The organism is Halomonas sp. G11 (assembly GCF_001663515.1).
Lineage (GTDB): Bacteria > Pseudomonadota > Gammaproteobacteria > Pseudomonadales > Halomonadaceae > Vreelandella.
On the sequence record NZ_LYXG01000011.1, the window covers coordinates 47,531 to 68,616 of the forward strand.

Annotated in this window: 23 protein-coding genes; 1 reads left to right on the plus strand and 22 read right to left on the minus strand. The window is 53.4% G+C overall.

Annotated elements, in window-relative coordinates; genetic code table 11:
- Nucleotides 1-125: 125 nt before the first annotated feature.
- The 17 genes from clpX to ADS46_RS06030 form a co-directional block, all read right to left on the minus strand.
- On the minus strand, nucleotides 126-1,406 hold the full coding sequence (gene clpX / locus ADS46_RS05950) for an ATP-dependent Clp protease ATP-binding subunit ClpX (protein ID WP_066317568.1): 1,281 nt from the start codon (nucleotides 1,404-1,406) through the stop codon (nucleotides 126-128).
- Between the two features lie 74 nt (nucleotides 1,407-1,480).
- Nucleotides 1,481-2,098 (minus strand): ATP-dependent Clp endopeptidase proteolytic subunit ClpP, encoded by a 618-nt coding sequence (clpP, locus tag ADS46_RS05955; protein ID WP_066317570.1) that lies wholly within the window; start codon nucleotides 2,096-2,098, stop codon nucleotides 1,481-1,483.
- Nucleotides 2,099-2,163: 65 nt separating this feature from the next.
- Nucleotides 2,164-3,516, minus strand: a complete 1,353-nt coding sequence (gene tig, locus ADS46_RS05960; protein ID WP_066317574.1) for a trigger factor — start codon at nucleotides 3,514-3,516, stop codon at nucleotides 2,164-2,166.
- Nucleotides 3,517-3,719: 203 nt separating this feature from the next.
- Nucleotides 3,720-4,088, minus strand: a complete 369-nt coding sequence (locus tag ADS46_RS05965; protein ID WP_066317576.1) for a hypothetical protein — start codon at nucleotides 4,086-4,088, stop codon at nucleotides 3,720-3,722.
- Complete coding sequence (locus tag ADS46_RS05970; RefSeq protein ID WP_066317578.1) at nucleotides 4,088-4,555, minus strand: flavodoxin domain-containing protein; 468 nt, start codon at nucleotides 4,553-4,555, stop codon at nucleotides 4,088-4,090. Before ADS46_RS05970 ends, ADS46_RS05965 begins: the two co-directional genes overlap by 1 nt.
- Nucleotides 4,556-4,764: 209 nt before the next feature.
- Nucleotides 4,765-5,067 carry an integration host factor subunit alpha gene (locus ADS46_RS05975; RefSeq protein ID WP_066317580.1) on the minus strand — a complete coding sequence of 101 codons (303 nt, stop codon included), beginning with the start codon at nucleotides 5,065-5,067 and terminating at the stop codon, nucleotides 4,765-4,767.
- A gap of 61 nt (nucleotides 5,068-5,128) precedes the next feature.
- Complete coding sequence (pheT, locus tag ADS46_RS05980; RefSeq protein ID WP_066317582.1) at nucleotides 5,129-7,510, minus strand: phenylalanine--tRNA ligase subunit beta; 2,382 nt, start codon at nucleotides 7,508-7,510, stop codon at nucleotides 5,129-5,131.
- A 26-nt stretch (nucleotides 7,511-7,536) separates the two neighbouring features.
- Nucleotides 7,537-8,556 (minus strand): phenylalanine--tRNA ligase subunit alpha, encoded by a 1,020-nt coding sequence (pheS, locus tag ADS46_RS05985; RefSeq protein WP_066317585.1) that lies wholly within the window; start codon nucleotides 8,554-8,556, stop codon nucleotides 7,537-7,539.
- Between the two features lie 168 nt (nucleotides 8,557-8,724).
- The gene (rplT, locus tag ADS46_RS05990) at nucleotides 8,725-9,078 is read right to left on the minus strand and encodes a 50S ribosomal protein L20 (protein ID WP_066317588.1); all 354 of its coding nucleotides are present in this window, start codon (nucleotides 9,076-9,078) and stop codon (nucleotides 8,725-8,727) included.
- Between the two features lie 56 nt (nucleotides 9,079-9,134).
- Entirely contained in the window at nucleotides 9,135-9,329 is a 195-nt protein-coding gene (gene rpmI, locus ADS46_RS05995) for a 50S ribosomal protein L35 (protein ID WP_009724291.1), read from the minus strand.
- Nucleotides 9,330-9,409: 80 nt separating this feature from the next.
- Nucleotides 9,410-9,949 (minus strand): translation initiation factor IF-3, encoded by a 540-nt coding sequence (gene infC, locus ADS46_RS06000; protein WP_082926003.1) that lies wholly within the window; start codon nucleotides 9,947-9,949, stop codon nucleotides 9,410-9,412.
- A gap of 12 nt (nucleotides 9,950-9,961) precedes the next feature.
- On the minus strand, nucleotides 9,962-11,884 hold the full coding sequence (gene thrS / locus ADS46_RS06005; protein ID WP_066317591.1) for a threonine--tRNA ligase: 1,923 nt from the start codon (nucleotides 11,882-11,884) through the stop codon (nucleotides 9,962-9,964).
- A 204-nt stretch (nucleotides 11,885-12,088) separates the two neighbouring features.
- A complete protein-coding gene (locus tag ADS46_RS06010) occupies nucleotides 12,089-12,961 on the minus strand; it encodes an OmpA family protein (protein ID WP_066317594.1) in 873 nt (290 codons plus the stop codon).
- 289 nt (nucleotides 12,962-13,250) lie between these two features.
- Entirely contained in the window at nucleotides 13,251-13,718 is a 468-nt protein-coding gene (locus ADS46_RS06015) for a DUF2489 domain-containing protein (RefSeq protein ID WP_066317596.1), read from the minus strand.
- Between the two features lie 86 nt (nucleotides 13,719-13,804).
- The gene (locus ADS46_RS06020) at nucleotides 13,805-14,911 is read right to left on the minus strand and encodes a COX15/CtaA family protein (protein ID WP_066317598.1); all 1,107 of its coding nucleotides are present in this window, start codon (nucleotides 14,909-14,911) and stop codon (nucleotides 13,805-13,807) included.
- 33 nt (nucleotides 14,912-14,944) lie between these two features.
- On the minus strand, nucleotides 14,945-15,463 hold the full coding sequence (locus ADS46_RS06025; protein WP_324611654.1) for a hypothetical protein: 519 nt from the start codon (nucleotides 15,461-15,463) through the stop codon (nucleotides 14,945-14,947).
- Entirely contained in the window at nucleotides 15,447-16,184 is a 738-nt protein-coding gene (locus ADS46_RS06030; RefSeq protein WP_234346774.1) for an SURF1 family protein, read from the minus strand. The genes ADS46_RS06025 and ADS46_RS06030 overlap by 17 nt, the downstream gene beginning before the upstream one ends.
- Before the next feature lie 13 nt (nucleotides 16,185-16,197).
- On the opposite strand from ADS46_RS06030, the gene ADS46_RS06035 reads away from it, so the two are divergent.
- Nucleotides 16,198-16,350 (plus strand): DUF2909 family protein, encoded by a 153-nt coding sequence (locus ADS46_RS06035; RefSeq protein WP_324611657.1) that lies wholly within the window; start codon nucleotides 16,198-16,200, stop codon nucleotides 16,348-16,350.
- 4 nt (nucleotides 16,351-16,354) lie between these two features.
- Here the strand turns inward: ADS46_RS06035 and ADS46_RS06040 are convergent, their stop codons facing one another.
- From ADS46_RS06040 to ADS46_RS18485, 5 genes are all read right to left on the minus strand, one after another.
- Complete coding sequence (locus ADS46_RS06040) at nucleotides 16,355-17,215, minus strand: cytochrome c oxidase subunit 3 (RefSeq protein WP_066317610.1); 861 nt, start codon at nucleotides 17,213-17,215, stop codon at nucleotides 16,355-16,357.
- A 1-nt stretch (nucleotide 17,216) separates the two neighbouring features.
- Nucleotides 17,217-17,801, minus strand: a complete 585-nt coding sequence (locus ADS46_RS06045) for a cytochrome c oxidase assembly protein (RefSeq protein ID WP_066317618.1) — start codon at nucleotides 17,799-17,801, stop codon at nucleotides 17,217-17,219.
- 31 nt (nucleotides 17,802-17,832) lie between these two features.
- Nucleotides 17,833-19,467, minus strand: a complete 1,635-nt coding sequence (gene ctaD / locus ADS46_RS06050; protein ID WP_066317620.1) for a cytochrome c oxidase subunit I — start codon at nucleotides 19,465-19,467, stop codon at nucleotides 17,833-17,835.
- Between the two features lie 49 nt (nucleotides 19,468-19,516).
- Complete coding sequence (coxB, locus tag ADS46_RS06055; RefSeq protein ID WP_234346775.1) at nucleotides 19,517-20,587, minus strand: cytochrome c oxidase subunit II; 1,071 nt, start codon at nucleotides 20,585-20,587, stop codon at nucleotides 19,517-19,519.
- A gap of 191 nt (nucleotides 20,588-20,778) precedes the next feature.
- Nucleotides 20,779-20,952: a DUF2970 domain-containing protein gene (locus ADS46_RS18485; protein ID WP_082926004.1), complete on the minus strand. Its 174-nt coding sequence runs from the start codon at nucleotides 20,950-20,952 to the stop codon at nucleotides 20,779-20,781.
- Between the last annotated feature and the right edge of the window lie 134 nt (nucleotides 20,953-21,086).

Here is a 21,086-nt window from a genome sequence, read left to right on the forward strand (position 1 = left end):
CGTTTAAAGCACGGCCTAGGCACCATGTAGCACTGCGCTACTAATGACAAGGGGTCGCCTAGGCGACCCCTTGACTGGCGCTAACCGCGAAAGCGATAGAAAGCTATGGGTCTTCGGTGATGGACTTAGCCATCGGTGCCGTCGACCCGTGCCTCTTCTTGCTGGGAGTAAATCAACAGCGGTTCACTTTCACCGGCAATTACCGAAGCTTCGATCACCACTTTGCTGACACCTTCCAAAGAAGGGATTTCGTACATGGTATCAAGCAATACGGATTCAAGGATCGACCTTAACCCACGCGCACCGGTTTTACGTTCCATCGCTTTTTCAGCAACGGCACGAAGCGCATCATCACGAAACTCGAGCGTCACGTTTTCCATTTCAAACAGCTTGGCATACTGCTTGATCAAGGAGTTCTTGGGCTCGGTGAGTATTTCAATCAACGCTTCTTCAGTAAGCTCGGTTAACGTGGCGATTACCGGCAAACGACCGACGAACTCTGGAATAAGGCCAAACTTGACCAGGTCATCCGGTTCTACATCAGCCAGCATTTCACCGACGCCGCGAGACGACTCCTTGCTCTTCACCGTCGCATTGAAACCGATACCTCCCTTTTCAACGCGGTCGCGGATGACCTTATCCAGCCCGGCAAATGCGCCACCGACAATAAACAGCATGTTGGCGGTATTGACCTGCACAAATTCCTGCTGGGGATGCTTGCGCCCTCCCTGCGGCGGAACAGATGCTGTTGTGCCCTCAATCAGCTTGAGCAGCGCCTGCTGTACGCCTTCACCGGAAACGTCACGCGTAATTGACGGATTGTCGGACTTGCGCGAAATCTTGTCGATTTCGTCAATGTAGACGATGCCCCGCTCCGCTTTCTCGACATCATAGTCACACTTCTGCAGCAGCTTCTGGATGATGTTTTCAACATCTTCACCCACATAGCCCGCTTCCGTCAGCGTGGTGGCATCGGCAATCGTAAACGGTACGTTCAGCAGTCTTGCCATGGTCTCGGCCAGTAGCGTCTTACCACTACCCGTCGGACCAATCAGCAGGATGTTGGATTTTCCGAGTTCGACGTCGCTTTCACGCACTTCAGATTTCAGTCGCTTGTAATGGTTGTACACAGCGACCGACAGGACCATTTTTGCACGGTCCTGTCCGATAACGTAGTCGTCAAGCGTATAACGTATCTCGCGAGGCGTAGGTAAACGCTCCTCATCGCTCTCGGCATCGGCTTCGAGAACTTCTTCGCGAATGATGTCGTTACACAAGTCGACACACTCATCGCAGATATAGACGGATGGACCGGCAATCAGCTTCCTTACCTCGTTTTGGTTCTTGCCACAAAACGAGCAATAAAGCAGCTTGCCACCTTCGTCTTTGCCTTTGCCGTCGGCCATTCGCGTACCTCTTTCACTGCGGCGGTAAAAACCGCCTTGTAAGCTCGTTGGAAATGCAGTATCCCGTCACGCTATCAGGATGTAGGCCGCTTATCCAGCACTGCATCAATCAAGCCATACTCTTGGGCCTGGCTGGAACTCATGAAGTTGTCACGATCGGTGTCACGCGCAACATCCTCGATATCCTGGCCTGAGTGATGCGCCAGAATGTGGTTCAGTTTCTCACGGATGCCCAAAATCTCACGGGTATGGATTTCTATATCCGATGCCTGGCCCTGATAGCCACCCAGCGGCTGATGGATCATCACGCGGGAATTCGGCAGGCAGTAACGCTTGCCTGCTGCACCGGCGGTCAACAATAAAGCGCCCATGCTGGCCGCCTGGCCGATACACACTGTCGACACATCAGGCTTGATGAACTGCATGGTGTCATAGATCGACATCCCCGCCGTCACCGACCCGCCAGGCGAATTGATATACAGATGGATGTCTTTATCAGGGTTTTCTGACTCAAGAAACAGCAGCTGAGCGACGACCAGATTGGCTGTGTAATCTTCGACGGGCCCTACCAAAAAGATAACGCGCTCTTTAAGCAGACGCGAGTAAATATCGTAGGATCTTTCCCCTTTGGCGCTTTGCTCCACCACCATGGGCACTAAACCGCCGGCGTTTTGAATATCAAATTCACTCATTTAGGTGATTCCTTGCGTCCGATAAGGGAATGGCGCACCCAGACGGTGCGCCAGCGTCAGGGAGCTTACGCGCTGGTGGTTTCACCTTCTTCAGCGCCCTCACCTGCCTCAGCCTGTTGCTGAGCCGCTGCCAGCACTTGCTGGTAGGACATTTCAACATCAGCGACTGTTGCTTGCTCAAGCAGCTTATCAACCGCTTTTTCTTCGAGAATGGCAGATTTGACCTGGGTTTTCATCTGTTCGTTGCCCATATAATAGTCAACGACCTCAGAAGGGTCCTGATACTGCTCTGCCAGCTCCTCAACCTTCGCCTTGATCTCATCGTCTGATGCGTCAAGCTCGTTTGCCTTGATGACCTCGGCGAGTAACAAGCCGACCTGAACACGGCCCTTCGCTTGCTCTTCGAAGAGTTCATTGGGCAGTTGACTGACGTCGAAATCTTCACCGAGGCCGAACTGCTGAGCAGCCTGACGTTTCATGCCGTCTGTCTCTTGCTGAACCAGCGCACTCGGAACCGGGATGTCGTTGGCTTTCTTCAGCGCATCCAGCACCTGCTGCTTGACGCGGTTATCGACCGCCTGTGCTGCTTCACGGGTCATGTTCTTCTTGATTTCAGTGCGGAACTTGGCTTCGTCACCACCTTCAACACCGAAACGCTCGATGAACTCGGCGTCGACTTCCGGCAGCGCCTGACGACTGACCTTGTGCACCTTGACCTTGAAGGTGGCTTCCTTACCCGCGAGGTGCTCGGCCTGGTAATCCTCGGGGAACGTCACGGTGATCGTTTTCTCGTCACCGGCTTTCGCCCCGATGAGCTGCTCTTCAAAACCGGGGATGAAGCTATTGGAACCAATCACCAGCTCATGGCCCTCAGCACTACCACCTTCGAAGGGCTCGTCGCCGAGATAGCCCTGGAAGTCGATGGTCACTTGATCACCGTCTTCAGCAGCAGAGTCGACCTCTTCATAGGTCGCATTCTGCTTGCGCAGTGTGTCGATCATTTCGTCAACATCAGCATCGGTGACCTCTACCACCGGACGCTCCACTTCGGTTCCCTCAATCGAAGCAAGCTCGACTTCCGGATAGACTTCCATGGTGGCGACGAATTCAAAGTCCTTACCCGCTTCGTTGACGATTGGTTCAATTTGCGGGTAGCCCGCCGGATTAAACCCTTCATCGGTAATGGCGCGCACGTAGCGTTCACGCATTACTTCGCCAATCACTTCGTCACGCACGCTCTGGCCGTAACGCTGACGAACCACGGCCATCGGCACTCGCCCTTGGCGAAAACCATTCAAGCGAACGTTCTTCGCCGTTTCTTTTAAGCGAGTATTGACAGCCTCATCGATTTCGCCGGCAGGCACTTGAATCGTGATGCGGCGTTCAATCTGGGAGGGCGTCTCGACGGAAACTTGCATGAATTGTCCTCTAACGGCTGGGCGTTGTGTTGATTACTGTAAATAAGTCCAAGGGGCGATTTTAAGAACCCTGGCGCATCGTGGCAAGCGCCATGCTCGCAAGATGGGGGCTGCATCCTGAAAAACAAGGGGATGGTGCTCCCTTCAGAGCCCTTTTGGCATCGATTTAGTGCCAAGACGGACGATTTTCATGATCTGTCGCCTTATTCGGCCGACCACCACAGACTGACAACGTGGGCGACAAGACCAAAGGTGCTTGCATGGGATATGAATACCTGCCAGCTCATCCAGTCGGTGAATAGCGCATGCCACGCCCCCATCACCAACACCCCGAGTATCATCATGATGGAAAGACGCTTGAGCCTGCCCGGAAGCTGCTGCCGCCCCTCTCGATGCAGGAGACGCCATTGCAAGACGGTAGCCACCAACACAGCCACCAGCGCCAGCAGTATCAGCGTCAAACGGGTTTCGTGGCCACCCGCCATGTAGCGAGGCAAGGCGGCAAGCATCACCACACACAGCCCTAGAGCACTGCTCACTTTATTGGCTGACGCCGCCTTGCCCGGCTGCATCAGCTGTTCACCGGCAGTTGCTCAGACGCCAGCCATGCTTCGACCCAGGGCAATGCGGCGTCATCGGCCATAAAGGTTTCCATAGCGTCGATTTCCAGTCGCTCACCCAGGCGTGTTGCCCCGAGGTCCGACAGCAGCTCATCCAGACGACGACCGGCACCGCAAAAGGTGTCACCGTAGGAACTATCGCCAAGCGCTATCAGGCCATAGGACAACGAGGAAAGCGACGGACTCTGAGTCTGAAGGTCGCGGACGAAAGGCACAAAGTTGCCTGGAAAGTCACCGCTACCGGTGGTTGATACGCAGAACAGAACGAGATCCGGCGTCGAATCGGTAATGTCCGCCAGTACTGGCTGCTCCAGAATATCAACCTCGTAGCCCGCTTCCTCGAATAGCGGCTTGACCTGCTCAGCCACATCCAATGCACCGCCGTACATGGTACCTACTGCTATACTTAGCCGAGGCATTACGACTCCTCAAACAAGGGGGTGTACCGCCGACCAGAAGCCGACCAATACCCGATGAATTTACTCAAATATTAACATGCCTCTGTGACGCGGCGCACCCTCCAAGAGGGTCTTTACCCTCGTGGATAATATAAAGCCCCCGTTGACAAAGGCGCATCAACGAGGGCTTATCAGTGGCTTACAGGGAAAAACAGAGCATTTGCGTTACGTTATGATGCCGACCCCCGATAATGCTCGACTTGCTGCTTGAGCTTTTGCCCGGGGCGGAAAGTCACAACCCGGCGGGCTGAAATGGGGATTTCTTCACCGGTCTTGGGGTTGCGCCCTGGCCGCTCACGTTTGTCGCGAAGATCAAAATTACCAAAACCTGACAGCTTGACCTGCTCGTTTTCTCTCAAGCAGGCTCGAATCTCCTCGAAGAAAGCCTCAACCATGGCTTTCGCTTCCCGCTTGGAAAACGATAGCTCGGTATGTAAATGCTCCGCCAGCTCTGCTTTGGTTAACGCACCCATGGTAATCCTCCGTGTAGCACAAAGCCGCCAAGCATACGAAACGAACCGCACCTTGGCATTTTTAGCCGCGTAGCTCAGCGCCCAACTCAGCTTGCACCTGCGCCACTATCGACTCTACCAACTGATTGATTTCTTCATCATTAAGCGTGCGCGATGGGTGCTGCCAGGTCAAGCCTAGCGCGATACTTTTGTAGCCTTCGGCGACGCCCTTACCAGCATAGACATCAAATAGCGTTATGTCTTTCAGGTATTCACCTGCTTTTACCTTCGCACTATCCAGCAACGTCTGCACGGGGCGATCAGCGGGCAGTGTAAAGGCTAAATCACGGCGCACTTCCGGAAAGCGTGACAGCGGTTCGAAAGCGGGCACATCCCCCTGGCTCAAGTGATCCAAACGCACTTCAAATACGACCGCATCGACTTTAAGCCCCAGCGTTGCCCTTACCTGAGGATGCAGGGTGCCAATCCATCCCGCCGGTTTGCCTTCAAACATCACCCGGGCACTCTGACCGGGGTGCAGGGCTGGATGCTCGGCGGGCTCGAACCGCCACGCATCGCGATTGCCGCCCAATGTCAGCAAGCTTTCCAGGTCACCTTTGAGGTCGTAAAAGTCCACGCTGGCCTTGGCGCCGGCCCAGCCTTCCGGATCCCGGCTGCCGCACACCAGCGCCCCCATCATCGGCACTTGCGATAAAGCATCCAGTTCACCGTTGAAGACCAGCCCCGTCTCAAACAGGCGCACCCGGCTTTGCTGACGGTTAAGATTGTGCTCCATCGCCCGCACCAGTCCCGGCATCAGGCTGGCACGCATCACCGACATATCGGCGGAGATGGGGTTGGCAAGGACTGGCGAGACGGCGTCCGGCAGCATGGCCGACTGTAGCTCCGGGGCCACAAAACTATAGGTAATGGCTTCCTGAAACCCCCGCGCCACCATTTGCCGACGCAGCTGCCCAAGAGAAAGCTTGGCTTCGTCCGTGGGACGCAACGAGAGCCGCGCGGCGGGGCGACGTACCGGCAAATTATTGTAGCCGTGGATTCGCGCCACTTCTTCAATCAGATCTTCTTCAATGGAAACATCAAAGCGCCAACTGGGTACCTGCACCAGCCAGTTGCCTTCGCTTTCTCTGACGCCGAACCCCAGGCGCTCGAGAATATCGCTGACGTCATCGTCGGCCAAACGCTTGGAAAGGGCTTTTTCAAGCCGCTCACCGCGAAGCTTAATGCGCTTGGTGGTCGGCATTGCGGCCTCACTCTTCGCCTCGACAACGGGCCCTGCCTGGCCACCACATACCTCCAGGAGAAGGCGTGTCGCACGCTCGATGGCGAGGGGCGTCAGTTCTGGGTCGACGCCGCGTTCAAAGCGATGCGAGGCATCGGTGTGCAAACCGTAGGAACGGGCCTGGCCGGCAATGGCCACCGGGCTAAAAAAGGCAGCTTCCAGGAATATCGTGCGTGTTGTTTCGCTGACGCCGGACAACTCGCCCCCCATGATACCTGCCATCGCCAGCGGGCCTGTCTGATCGGCAATCACCAGGGTTTCAGGACGCAGGGCTATTTCCTGCCCATCCAGCAGCGTCAAGACCTCCCCTGGGCGCGCCATCCTCACGACGATGCCGCCACTGAGGTTATCCCGGTCAAAGGCGTGCATGGGCTGACCAAGTTCCAGCATCACATAGTTGGTGATATCAACGACCGGATCAATCGAGCGGATACCGCTGCGCCGCAGGCGCTCGACCATCCAGAGAGGTGTTTCAGCGCCTGGATTGACACCAGTGATGACACGGCCCAGATAACGCGGACATTGGTCCGGCGCTTCCAGGTCGACCGCGAAGGCATCATCGATCGCGGCAGGCACCACCAGCACCTCCGGTTCCGATACAGCCAGGCGGTTAAGCACACCCACCTCACGCGCCAGGCCTTTAATACTCAGGCAGTCGCCCCGGTTAGGCGTGAGATCGACCTCAATGGTCATGTCATTGAGGTGCATATACTCGCGAAAATCCATGCCAACAGGCGCTTCGACGGGCAGCTCGAGAATACCTGCCGAGGTATCTTCCTCAAGGCCAAGCTCGGAGGCGGAGCAAATCATGCCCTGCGACTCGACGCCACGCAGCTTGGCTTTCTTGATCTTGAAATCATCGGGCAATACGCCGCCGACCCGGGCAAATGGCACCTTTTGACCCACGTCGACATTGGGCGCCCCGCAGACCACCTGAACCGACGAGCCACTGCCGTCATCCACCGTGCATACGCTGAGCTTGTCAGCATTGGGATGGCTTTCCCTGGTCAGCACTTCCGCTACGACCACGCCGCTGAATGACGCGGCCACCGGCTCGACAGCATCGACCTCCAGGCCTGCCATGGTGATCTGGTCGGCGACTGCTTGTGTATCCAGCTGCGGCGAAACCCACTCGCGCAGCCACTGTTCTGAAAATTTCATGGTCGTTCCTGTGGTTGGCGAAGGACTTAAGCGAACTGGCGCAAGAAGCGCAGATCATTCTCAAAGAAAAGACGCAAGTCATTGACGCCATATCGAAGCATGGCCAGGCGCTCGGCTCCCATACCGAATGCAAAGCCCGTATAACGCTCAGCATCGATGCCGGAATGACGAAAGACTTCTGGATGGACCATGCCGCAGCCCATCACCTCCAGCCAGCCACTGTGCGAGCAAACACGACACCCCTCGCCACCACACATGACGCATTGAATATCGACTTCCGCCGACGGTTCTGTAAAGGGGAAGTAGGAAGGACGAAAGCGTACCGAGAGATCATCCCGCTCGAAAAATGCATGCAGGAAATCTTCAATCGTGCCTTTCAAATCCGCAAAGCTGATATCTTCATCCACCAGCAGACCCTCGACCTGATGAAACATCGGCGTGTGGGTCAGGTCCGAATCACTGCGATAAACGCGCCCCGGGCAGACAATCCGAATAGGCGGTTCAGTGCTTTTCATGGTACGCACTTGCACAGGCGAGGTATGGGTCCTCAACAAGCGCGTTGCATCAAAGTAAAAAGTGTCGGCCATGCCGCGGGCCGGGTGGTGCGAGGGAATATTGAGCGCCTCGAAATTGTGATAGTCATCTTCAATTTCAGGCCCGACGGCGACGTCATAACCTATGCGCGTAAACAGTCCCTCGATCCGTTCCAGCGTGCGGGTCACCGGGTGCAGACCGCCAGCCGACTGGGTGCGACCGGGCAAGGTAACATCGATACGCTCCGCCACCAGGCGTGCTTCAAGGGCCTCGCTTTCAAGCTGCTGGCGTTTGGCGTCGATTTCTGCCGCCAATGTCTGCTTGGCTTGATTGATACGCTCACCTGCAGCTGGACGCTCTTCGGCGGACAGTTTGCCAAGCCCTTTAAGCAACGTCGTCATTTCGCCTTTTTTGCCTAAATAACGTACGCGCACTTCATCCAATGCAGCGACGCTCTGTGCCGCCTGAATGGCGTCGCGTGCTTCAGATACCAGCGCGGGAAGGTGGTCCATCCTGTTCATCTCCGAATTAAGCGATTTCCATCCTGAGGATGGCGCATGTCATGTTGTGGTTGAAGAGCGTGACATAAAAACAGGGGAAGAGCGGCTGCTCTTCCCCTGCATGGGTCACACTAAAATGACCTTGGCGTTCACACTGGCACTACCGGTGCCAATTGAAGCTTATTGGGCAGCCTTGGCTTTTTCCACGATGGCAGCAAACGCCGCTTTTTCATGAACGGCCAAATCCGCCAGCACTTTGCGGTCAATTTCGATACCGGCCTTCTTGAGACCGCCAACAAATCGGCTGTATGACATACCGTTCATGCGCGCACCCGCGTTGATACGCTGAATCCACAGCGCACGGAACTGACGCTTGCGATTACGACGGTCACGGTAGGCATACTGACCGGCTTTGATAACCGCCTGCTTGGCTACACGGAATACGCGCGAACGAGCACCGTAATAACCTTTGGCCTGCTTCAATACTTTTTTATGGCGACGACGGGCAACTACGCCACGCTTAACACGAGTCATAACACACTCCTGACTTTATGACTGAGGCAAATGCTCTCAGGATAGAAAATTCGACGTTACAGATTCGGCAGCATGCGCTGGATCAGCGCCTTGTCAGACGCATGAATCTGCTTCATACCGCGCAGCTGACGCTTACGCTTGGTCGACTTCTTGGTCAGAATGTGGCTACGGAAAGACTGCTTGTGCTTGAAGCCATTGGCTGTCTTCTTGAAGCGCTTTGCAGCACCACTGTTGCTTTTGATTTTCGGCATGAGGAAAACTCCGCTCGATGTTTTTTAGAAAATCCAGGGCCAACTGCCAATCATGGCAGCCCGTTAACTTCGCCGTTGGATCACTTCTTTTTCGGGGCAAGGATCATGATCATCTGGCGGCCTTCCATCTTCGGAAATGCTTCCACCGTTCCGATCTCTTCCAGGTCTGCCGCAATCCGTTCCATCAGCTTTCTGCCGATATCCTGGTGCGCCATTTCACGACCACGGAAGCGCAATGTGACCTTCCCCTTGTCACCACCTTCAAGAAAGCGCGTCAGGTTTTTCAGCTTGACCTGATAGTCGCCCTCGTCGGTGCCAGGCCGGAATTTAACTTCCTTGACCTGGATTTGCTTCTGCTTCTTCTTCTGAGCCGCTTTTTGCTTTTTCTGCTCAAAAACGAATTTGCCGTAATCCATAATCTTGCAGACGATGGGATCGGCATTCGAAATTTGCACGAGATCCAAACCGGCAGATTCAGCACGTTCCAACGCTTCGGTGGTGGGCACTACACCCAGCTGCTCACCGTCGCTATCGATAAGACGCACTTCTTGCTCGGTAATTCGCTCGTTCATTGGTGGGCGCTTGTCTGTTGGACGCCCGCGCTGGTTGCTTCTCTTGATCGTTCCGTCTCCTTAGCCAATTGACGATGTCGCCAGGGCTGCTCGCTCAGCACTGAAACGTTCGATAAATTCATCGACCGTCATGGTGCCGAGATCTTCGCCGCTGCGAGTTCGCACGGCCACTGAGTCAGCGTCGACTTCCTTATCTCCTACCACCAGGAGATAGGGAACTTTCTGTAACGTATGCTCGCGGATTTTAAAGCCGATTTTCTCGTTCCTCAAGTCCGCTTTTGCTCGCATTGCATTTTTTTGCAAACGTTGCTCTAAAGCAAGGGCATAATCACGCTGCGAATCGGTTATCGTCATCACGCTGACCTGCTGCGGTGCTAGCCATAATGGCATTGCGCCTGCGTAGTGCTCAATCAAAATTCCCAAAAAGCGCTCGAAGGAACCTAATATAGCACGGTGCAGCATCACTGGCGTTTTGCGAGACCCGTCTTCGGCTACGTATTGCGCTCCAAGCCGACCTGGCAAGTTAAAGTCGAGTTGTAGCGTACCACATTGCCACACGCGATTCAGGCAATCGCGCAAGGCAAACTCAATCTTCGGGCCATAAAAGGCCCCCTCACCCGGCTGCAAATCCCAGTCAAGCCCGGTGGCATTGAGCGCAGCCTCCAATCCCTGCTCGGCCTGATCCCACATACCGGCCTCGCCCAGAAAGTCCTCAGGCCGGGTTGACAGTTTAAGCTCCACGTCTTCAAAGCCAAGCGTCTTATAGACCTGCAGCGTAAGCGCAATGAAGGCTTCCGCTTCCGACTGAATCTGGCTTTCAGTACAAAAGATGTGCGCGTCATCCTGTGTAAAGCCACGGACACGCATCAGGCCATGCAAGGATCCAGACGGCTCGTTGCGATGACAGCTACCAAACTCTGCCAAGCGTAACGGCAAATCACGGTAACTCTTGAGCCCCTGATTGAAGACCTGCACATGGCACGGGCAGTTCATGGGCTTGACCGCATATTCACGCTTTTCCGATTCTGTGGTAAACATCAGTTCATTGTAGTGCCCCCAGTGACCCGACTTCTTCCACAGGGAAAGATCCACGACCTGGGGCGTCTTGATCTCCTGATAACCGTGTTCACGCTGGATCTGGCGCATGTAGTCTTCCAAGGCCTGATACATCGTCCAGCCGTTGGGATGCCAGAACACCATGCCAGGCGCTTCTTCCTGAAGATGGAAAAGGTCCATCTTGCGCGCCAGCTTGCGATGGTCCCGTTTCTCAGCTTCTTCCAGCCGTTTTAGATAAGCCTTGAGCTGTTTCTTGTCGCCCCACGCTGTTCCGTAAATCCGCGTCAACATGGGATTCGAGGCATCACCACGCCAGTAAGCCCCCGCCAGCTTGGTCAGCTTGAAAGCTTTAAGGTGGCGGGTATTGGGGACATGCGGGCCCCGACACATATCGGTATATTCTTCATGGTGATAGAGCCGGATGGTAGCACCTTCGGGAATATCCCGAACGATTTCCTGCTTATAGGGCTCATCACGGTGCAGAAAGGTCAACATGGCTTGATCACGATCGACATACTCCCGCACGACGTCATACTCGTGATCAATTAGCGCTTTCATGCGCGCTTCTATTGCTTCCAGATCATCAGACGATACCGATCCGCCAAACTCAATATCGTAATAAAAGCCATCTTCAATGACCGGACCAATCGCCATCTTGGCATTGGGATATAGCTGCTTGACGGCGTGGCCAATCAAATGCGCGCAGGAATGCCGGATAATATCCAGCCCCTCAGGGTCACGGGCAGTAAGGATGGCCACTTGAGCGTCTTGCTCGATCAGATCAGCGGCATCAACCAGAACGCCGTCGATTTTTCCGGCAACGCAGGCCTTAGCCAAACCAGGGCCAATGGACTCTGCCAGTTGCATAATGGAAAGCGGTTCATCAAATGTTCTCTGACTGCCGTCTGGCAGTGTCACAATGGGCATGCGGATTTTCCTTGAGCGCAGTGGTGATCCATACCAAGGATCACATTTCGCTATCAATGATGTAAAAAATAGGCTGACGATAACGACGGCAAAGACTAACAGATGCCAGGCTTTGCATAAATAAAAAAGCGGGGGGCCAAAGCCCCCCGCTTCCTTCAATTAACGCGTCTTAAAACCGTAAGGTCGTCGCGCTAAATGCGTACCTTAGTTCCACTCATCCAGCTCTACACGACGGTTTTCCGCGCGACCTGCATCTGTCTCATTCGTCGCGATTGGCTGCTCTTCACCAAAACCTTCAGCCATCATGCGGTTGGACTCGACGCCACGAGTCGCGAGGTATTCAGTGACCGACTCAGCACGGGCCTGGGAAAGGTCCATGTTGTACTGCGCAGAACCTACCGAATCGGTGTGACCTTCAATACGAACGCGAACATCGGGGTTATTGACCAAGCGCTCGGCAACGCCATCAAGCACATTTTGCGCTTCAGCGGTCAGTTGAGCGGAATCAAATTCAAAGTTGACGTCTTGCAGCACGACGCTGTCAGGGCAGCCCAGTGAATTGACTTCAACACCGGCTGGGGTGTTCGGGCACTGGTCACGGTAGTCCGGCACGCCATCGTTATCAGAGTCCAGCGGGCAACCGTTGGCATCTACCTCGACACCTGCGGGTGTACCCGGGCACTGATCGCGATAGTCCGGCACGCCGTCATTGTCAGAGTCCAGCGGGCAGCCTTCAGCGTCGACAGCTGCACCGGCAGGAATTTCACCGCCATAGCTCGGGCACTGAGGCTCTTCAGGTTCAGGGGTGTTATCGGCACACAGCATGCCGCCGATAGTGGCACCCGCTGTCGCACCAATCGCCGCACCCTTGTCTTCGTCAGAGCTACTGCTACCCGCGTAGCCGATGCTTCCACCAATTACGCTGCCGGCCAAGCCGCAAACAAACGGATGCTGGTACCAGCTACGATCACTGCTGGCGCCCATCTGGCCGGAAGACTGGGAAGCCGAGCTAGCGCAGCCGGAGAGGCCCACTACCAAGGCAGAACCGATTAGCAAGCCAGTCGTTGATTTTTTCATGCAAAACTCCTTCTTGATCCAATGCTGACATGGTCATTAGTAACCAGATCATCTAATGCTTCTTTTTTTAAGCGAGAGCATCCATTTTTCGCTTGCCTGACACCGCCTGAATTTGTCTTCCCCGGTGTGAGGCTGTTGCTCATGGTACCGAAACAATGCCCTTAGGCAACATGTCGATATATCAACTTGTTGAAGACGCTGTTACACCTCAGCATAGCAAATTAAGCCCGAAGAACACTATAAACCAGCCATTACACTTAAAAAAATGGGCAATCACTCTACAGACCGCTCAATGAAGCCCTTGCCCACCCTTTTTACGCCATGTCATCACAGCTTGAGCAGCGGCTAACACGGCACTGCGCATTTGCTCTTCCGCGGCAAGACGTTCACGGTCTTCTTCCATGCGCTCGCGCGGCGTCAATTTCTGCCTGGCCGAATGGGTTTTAAGGTGCTTTGTACGCTCATAATGCTCTGCAAAGGCCTGGAACTCCGGCTTTTCAGTCAGGCTCGGGTCGATAATCTCAAGCAGCACTTTGCAACGCCAGGCGCCTTCGGTAATGTCGACCTGCTCCTGAACCAGAGCAGCGGTTACCCAATCCAGATTCTCCAGGCTCTTCAACTGTGCCTGTTGGTCTTCAGCGACGCGAAACGCATCACGCCGCTTGACTTCCTTGCGTAAGCGGTAGGCGTAGCCCCCCAGTGCGACAATCACCACAACCGCAACCAGGAGAAGTAACAATGCATACGTCAGACTCATGATGCTCCTTATGCAAACTGGTCAATTGCTTTACCAGAATTGTACATGTCTATGACGGCGACCTTACAGCATCTTTATCGATCACGCTAATCATATCGGGCTTGTCGATTGGCAGCGAGCGGTACTACTTCGGGGTGTGAACTTGCCTTATCAGGCGATAAATAGTTTGCCGCCGGTGGAAAATTAAGCCCGTAAGCATTTTTATCCATCGTGCTGTATCGCCACTGCCGCCAGGCAATTAAATAGCTGACACTAAGCGCCATCGCGCCGGCGGTATGCAGTAATGCCAACCAAAGCGGCAGCCACAGGACAACACTGGCGATGCCGAGGCCTACTTGAAGGCCGTAGATCCTCAATACCATCAGTAAACCGTGCGCCGCGCTGTCATGCCGATATCGCCACCACAAGACCATCAGAGCCACTCCCAGCAAGCCACCGCCCAGCCGATGCATCATATGGATCGCGGTTCGCGCATCAGCGTGCAGTTGACCGTGCAAATAATTGGGCCCTACGGTTTGGGTCAAATGGAAGCCTTCACTAATATCCATTTCCGGCCACCATTGAGCATTGCACGACGGAAAGCCCTGGCATGAGATGCCCGCATAGTTGCTCGAAACCCAGCCCCCCAGTGCAATCTGGCAACATAATAGTACGGCCACCACCCACCAATATGCGGATGTCCGCCGTGGTAGCCGATCAGCATTTTGCTGTAATGCTTTCAGACGGCAATGCAGCAATACAAACAGCAACAGAATCCCCATACCACCCAGCAAATGCAGCGTAACCACCTGGGGCCATAATTTAAGGGTGACGGTCAAGGCGCCAAACGTCCCTTGGGCAGTAATAGCCATTAACAAGATGATGCTTATATACCATGGATATTGCTTTACATGTCTGAGTGGCCAACCCAGCCACAGAAGCAGAATGACCGTCGCGCCAAGCATGGTTGCAACATAACGATGGAACATTTCAAGCCAGGCTTTCGATGCTTCCAATGGGAAGGCCGGATAGCTCACCGCAGCGTCATCTGCTGTAGGCACCACCCACTGCCCGTAACACCCTGGCCAATCGGGGCAACCTAAACCCGCATCGGACAAGCGGGTCCAGGCGCCTACCAACATCACCAGAACGGTAAAAAAGATACCGATAAATGACAGCCCCTTGACGACGGCAATACGCTGTTGATCAACCATCGAGTCCTCCCACGGCAAAGCGCTTGCTCTAGGCTACATGGCGTTGACTTTGAATAAATGTTGCGTGTCGTCGAGTATATCTGCCACCGGTACAGACGCAGGAAATGACAACGCAGGTCGCCCCTGGGGATCGATCAACCACACGCTATTCGCTTTTCGCCATGAGGGGGGCTCCTCCCAGCGCGCCAGTTGCTCACCAGGCAATGCCTGACCTTCTCCGCCGATATTCAATCGCGCCAACCGATGAGCGTCACGGCCCAGAGCGCGATGCATTCGCCACAGGATGTCTCGACGTTCAGCACACTGAACAGAGCAATCAAACGCTAATGTCCAGTGATCTTCGCCAACGCCAGCCTTTGAAACCGTTTCAAGAGGCCAATGCTCAAGCAATGGGAGTTGATCAGCAGGTGAACCGTGAGCCGTGATCTGCTCAGGAACGCCAATACGCCACTCAACCATTCCCCAGGCGGTGATAATAGGCGCGGAAAAAATAATGAAGATCAAGAGCAATTTAATCCGCTGACGATTGACGGGTTTAATGGCTGTCATCATGTCCCCCCTGATGCTTTTGGCTCGAGTAAAGATAACGCCTGCCCACCCACATCGTGATCAGTGCTACCAGCGCAAGCCCCCACCACTGAAATGCATAGGCAATGTGCCGACTCGCAGGCATCACATTGGCTTGCCACCATTCTGAAAAAACGCCATCGCCGGTCTGCGCATGCACCCACCCCTGGTAACGAAAGTCAGGTAGCACTCCCTGCCAAGGCGTAAGACTGATTTGTTGGAGGCGTTCTTTTTCCAGGTTGGGCCCAAATAACAAGCCATCATCCCTTGCTTGCTGCCATTTCCCGGTTATAGAGACTTGTTTCTGGGGCGTCGTTATACTCGGTGAGTCACGACTGGTGCCGGTTTCAACAAAACCACGCTGAATCAACCAGTACTGCCCGAACCTATCTTTAAACGGGGTTAAAACGGCAACTCCCAAACGTCCGTCGACAATTCGGTTATCTAAAAAAAAGGTATGTTCGGATATATACTCACCATTAAGCGTAAGCTCGGCCCCTTCGGTGGGTAAGGTTTGCGGGTCAACCAATGCAGGCGCCTTGTCTCGAGCTGAAGCCGCCGCTTGTTTATCATTGGCCCTGTCCCACTGCCATGCACCAAGAAAGCCGCCCAGCAGCACCAACGACAGCCAGAATGCATACCAGCCATATAGCCGCCAGCGACATGAGGAGTACTTTTTCATGCTACTTAAATCACTCATTATCATTGTTTTTTTCGCTATGTTGATCAGCCTGGCGGTAGGCGCGGGTTACCTGTTACGCGATGGCTCTTCTTCCAAGCGACTGCTTACATCTCTAAAATGGCGGATAGGCTTTGCTGCTCTGCTCTTATTGCTGATTGTCTATGGGTTCGGGAGCGGCCAACTCACCTGAAGACTCAAACGACATAAACGAATATAAACAGCCCTAACCATACGACATCAACAAAGTGCCAGTACCAGCAGGATGCCTCGAAACCAAAGTGCTCGGTATCCGAAAAATGCCCGCGTATAATACGCGCCAGCATCACCATAAGAATCAAGGTGCCAATAATGACATGAACGCCGTGAAAACCCGTTAAAATAAAGAACGTAGACCCAAAAATACCGGCTTCCAGCGTAATACCATAGTGCTGGTAAGCTTCATAATACTCGACGCCTTGAATAAAGATAAAACAGCAGCCAAGTATTACCGTTCCGGCCAGCCAGTTTCTGCACAAGCGACGCTTTTCTGCCTTGAGTGCTTCATGAGAAATTGTCAATGTGATACTGGAAGTGACCAACAGCAACGTATTCACCAAGGGCAGTTGCCAAGGGCTGAAGACATTATCAGGCCCTGAAACCGAGGCATCCGGAGGGCTCAACAAAGGCCATTCGGCAATAAAGTTCGGCCATAAAAGTGCCGACACACCTTTTGCCCCCTCACCGCCCAACCAGGGTATAGCAAACATGCGAACGTAAAAAAGCGCACCGAAAAACGCGGCGAAAAACATCACTTCGGAAAAGATGAACCACCCCATCCCCCAGCGGAAAGAGCGATCCATCTGGCTATCATATAGGCCCAAGTGAGACTCATTGATCACATCACGAAACCAGAATGCCATGACCGCTATAACGGAGATGACACCTATTGCAATCAGTAAGCTTGTACTGCCATAAACAAGCTGCGCACCCAAACCCGCCATCATAAAACCGGTTGCCAAAGAACCTAGGATCGGCCAATAGCTTTTGGCTGGGACATAATAACTTCCGCCACTCATGTTACATCTCCCCGTTTTTGTTATTCATATATTGTGCCACTGCCGGGCGGTCGTTGCTTTCCTCCAAGGGATACAGCGTATAGACCAATGTCACGGTCGCTATATCCTCTGGCAGAGTATTGTCCAGTTGAAAAACAAGCGGGATGGTAAGGTTCTCGTTGGCATCAAGCCGCTGTTCCTGAAAGCAAAAGCAACTTACCTTTCGCACATGAGCGCTAGCAACAGATGGACTGACGCTGGGAACTGCCCGCCCCCAACTGGCCGACTGGCTACGGTTGGAGAATGTAAAGTCAACCTCCGTCATCTGACCGGGATGTACCTGGACTTGGCGGGTTTCCACACCAAGTTGCCACGGAAGCCCGGCACTTGTCCGGGTGACGAACTGAACCGTCACATAGCGATCACGGTTAACATCATTGCCCAAAGCCTGTTGCGCGGAGGTACTCACCTTTCCATTAATACCCGTTACTTCACAAAAAACGTCGTAAAGAGGCACTAATGCAAACGCAAATGCAAACATACCAATCAAGGCGACAATCGTCTTGGTGACTGTTTTCCTGACGCCTTCCGTTTGGTGTGAGCGCATATTTCACTCCAGATGACTGAATATTGATAACCTATTTTTCTATTTGTCGAAACACGGGGGGTGTCTCGAACGTATGTAGAGGAGCAGGACTGGGTACCGTCCACTCTAAATCCACAGCACCTTCCCACGCCTTGGCGGGAGCCGGTTTACCGCCTCTTACACATAAAATAATCACCAGAACGAAAAGCAATTGCGATGTTCCAAAAAAGAAGGCACCTATGCTGGATACCAGATTAAAATCGGCAAACTGAAGTGCGTAATCAGGTATACGTCTTGGCATACCGGCTAAACCGGCAAAGTGCATCGGGAAAAATGTTAAATTGACCCCGATCACTGAAAACCAGAAATGCCACTTTGCTAGCGTTTCGTTTGGATAATGCCCTGTCCACTTGGGCAACCAGTAATAAACACCCGCCATGATGGCAAAGATGGCGCCTGGTACCAGCACATAATGAAAATGGGCGACGACAAAGTAAGTGTCATGATATTGAAAATCCGCTGGCGCAATAGCAAGCATCAGGCCTGAAAAGCCACCGATGGTAAACAGCACCACAAAGGCAAGCGCAAACAGCATGGGAGACTCAAAGCTAATCGAACCGCGAAAAAGCGTCGTCACCCAATTGAAGACTTTAACCCCAGTAGGCACGGCAATCAGCATCGTCGAATACATGAAAAATAATTCAGCCACTAATGGCAGCCCCACCACAAACATATGATGCGCCCATACCAGAAAAGACAATAAGGCAATTGCCGCCGTGGCATAAACCATCGAGGCGTAGCCAAAAAGAGGCTTTCGAGCGAACGTCGGGATAATGGCCGACACGATGCCGAAGGCTGGCAAGATCATGATGTAAACTTCAGGGTGGCCAAAAAACCAGAAAAGGTGTTGAAAAAGCACGGGGTCCCCGCCACCCCCTGCATCAAAGAAACTGGTGCCAAAGTTGATATCCATCAGCATCATGGTAATGACGCCAGCCAGAACGGGCATAACGGCAATTAACAAAAAGGCAGTGATTAACCACGTCCATACGAATAGAGGCATGTCCATCAGCCGCATGCCCGGGGCGCGCATATTTAAAATGGTAGCGATGATATTGATCGCCCCCAAAATGGAGCTGATACCCGCGATGTGCAGCGCAAGGATAAAGAAGGTCGTTGATGCTGGCGCATAGGTGGTCGATAGTGGCGCATAGAATGTCCACCCAAAGTTAGGACCGCCACCCGGCATCAGCAACGTAGAAAGCAACAGCGTGAAAGCAACGGGAAGCAGCCAGAAGCTAAAGTTGTTCAAACGCGGCAGCGCCATATCGGGCGCACCGATCTGTAACGGTATCATCCAGTTGGCAAGCCCAGTAAAAGCAGGCATGACAGCTGCAAACACCATGATCAGGCCGTGCATGGTGGTCATCTGGTTAAAAAACTCTGGTTCGACCAACTGTAATCCAGGCTGGAATAACTCGGCACGCACAACAAGCGCAAAGATGCCTCCAACAAAAAACATGGATAAGGAAAAAATCAAATAAAGCGTGCCGATCTCTTTATGGTTGGTCGTCAAGACCCAACGACGCCATCCCGTCGGTTGCGCCGAATGATCGGCAGCACCACCCGCTGTCGCAACCGCATCGCTGTGCTGTAGCGTAGACTGCAAAGGTATCCTGGGTGCCATATCTGTCTCCAAATTTATTCTTTTCGCCGTAACCTGCAGTGCCTATCGATCATTCTGTTTGTTCTGCAACGCGCGCGGGCTGCACCTGCTCCTGGGTATCGTTCCCCCAGGCGTTTCGCGTATAGGTAACGACCGCAGCAATTTCAACCGGATTAAGCGTATTGCGGAACGCAGGCATTGCGGCACCCGAAACGCCATTGATGACTTTGTCCAAGTGCCAGTCGAGATCATCAATCAACTGCTGATTTCCCGCGAGTGCTGGAAATGCGGGGGGAGAACCCTGTCCATCTGGTTGGTGGCATGATGCACAAATGGATTCATAGACAGACTCTCCTCTGTCCATTAATTCTTCCATTGCCCATTCACGCCCAACCCCCTGCGCTTCTTGCTCAGCTGCTTTTTTACGTTCCATCAGCCAGTCATCGAAGGCCTCTTCTTCCATGGCCTGAACCACGACCGGCATGAAGCCATGGTCAATGCCACACAGCTCTGCACACTGGCCGCGATATATGCCTGGCTCATTGATCCTGACCCAGTTTTCGTTAACAAACCCAGGAACCGTATCTTGCTTGACGGCGAGATCGGGCACCCACCAGGAATGTATAACGTCATCTGACGTCATTAAAAAACGGATTTTACGATTGATCGGCAGGACTAGTGGCTCATCAACCTCCAGGAGATAATTCTCTCCGCGAACTTCTTCACCACTTACCTGGCTGCGCGGCGTACTGAGGTTGGAGGTGAACGCGACATCTTCGCCCAGATATTCATAGCGCCAGCGCCATTGCTGGCCCGTTACCATAACGTCCAGTTCAGCATCTGAAGCATCGTACATATTCTTTAACGTAGCCGTCGCCGGCACCGCCATGCCGACAAGGATTAGTACAGGAATTACCGTCCAGAGAATCTCGACCTTGGTGTTCTCATGAAAGTGAGCGGCTTTGGCGCCTCGTGAATGACGATAGCGAAAAAGCGAGAAGAACATAGCGCCAAAAACCACCACGCCAATGACGACACATATCCAGAAAATGGTCATGTGTAGACCGAAGATATCGCGGCTTACATTGGTCACCCCGAGCGGCATGTTCCACGATTGAGCAAAGCAGACGCTGCTACTCATCAAGCCCGCACTGAACACTGATGGTCGCCACCATAAGCGCATTGAAGCCCCCTTGTTTTTTTTGTTGTGGCTGAAACCAACAACCCGAATGGATATAGGTAACAGACGAATGCCCATATAACGTTATTAACTGCAGTATAGAAAACACCCGCCAATGTTCACGTGATTTGTAAAAAATAAAGCTGGCTTGCTCATCCCGCAACGACAGTGGCAAGCCCCCAGAGCGCCACGACAAAGGCTAAGGTAATGATAATAAAAGTAATAATAAACGCAGCTGGATGTTTGGAACTGAAGTCTTCGCGCCTTTGACGGTCATTTTGAACACCGATGAGCGCTGCGAGCACCGATTTGATCACCGACCACATACTCACCTCGTTGCCGCTTGCCGCGATGTTGCTTTCGACGGCTTTCTATTCTGTTGTAATAGGCTTTTTTAAACGATAGTTCACGCTCGACATGTTACCCTGAAAACTATTCAACGCTTTTGGAACATTATTCA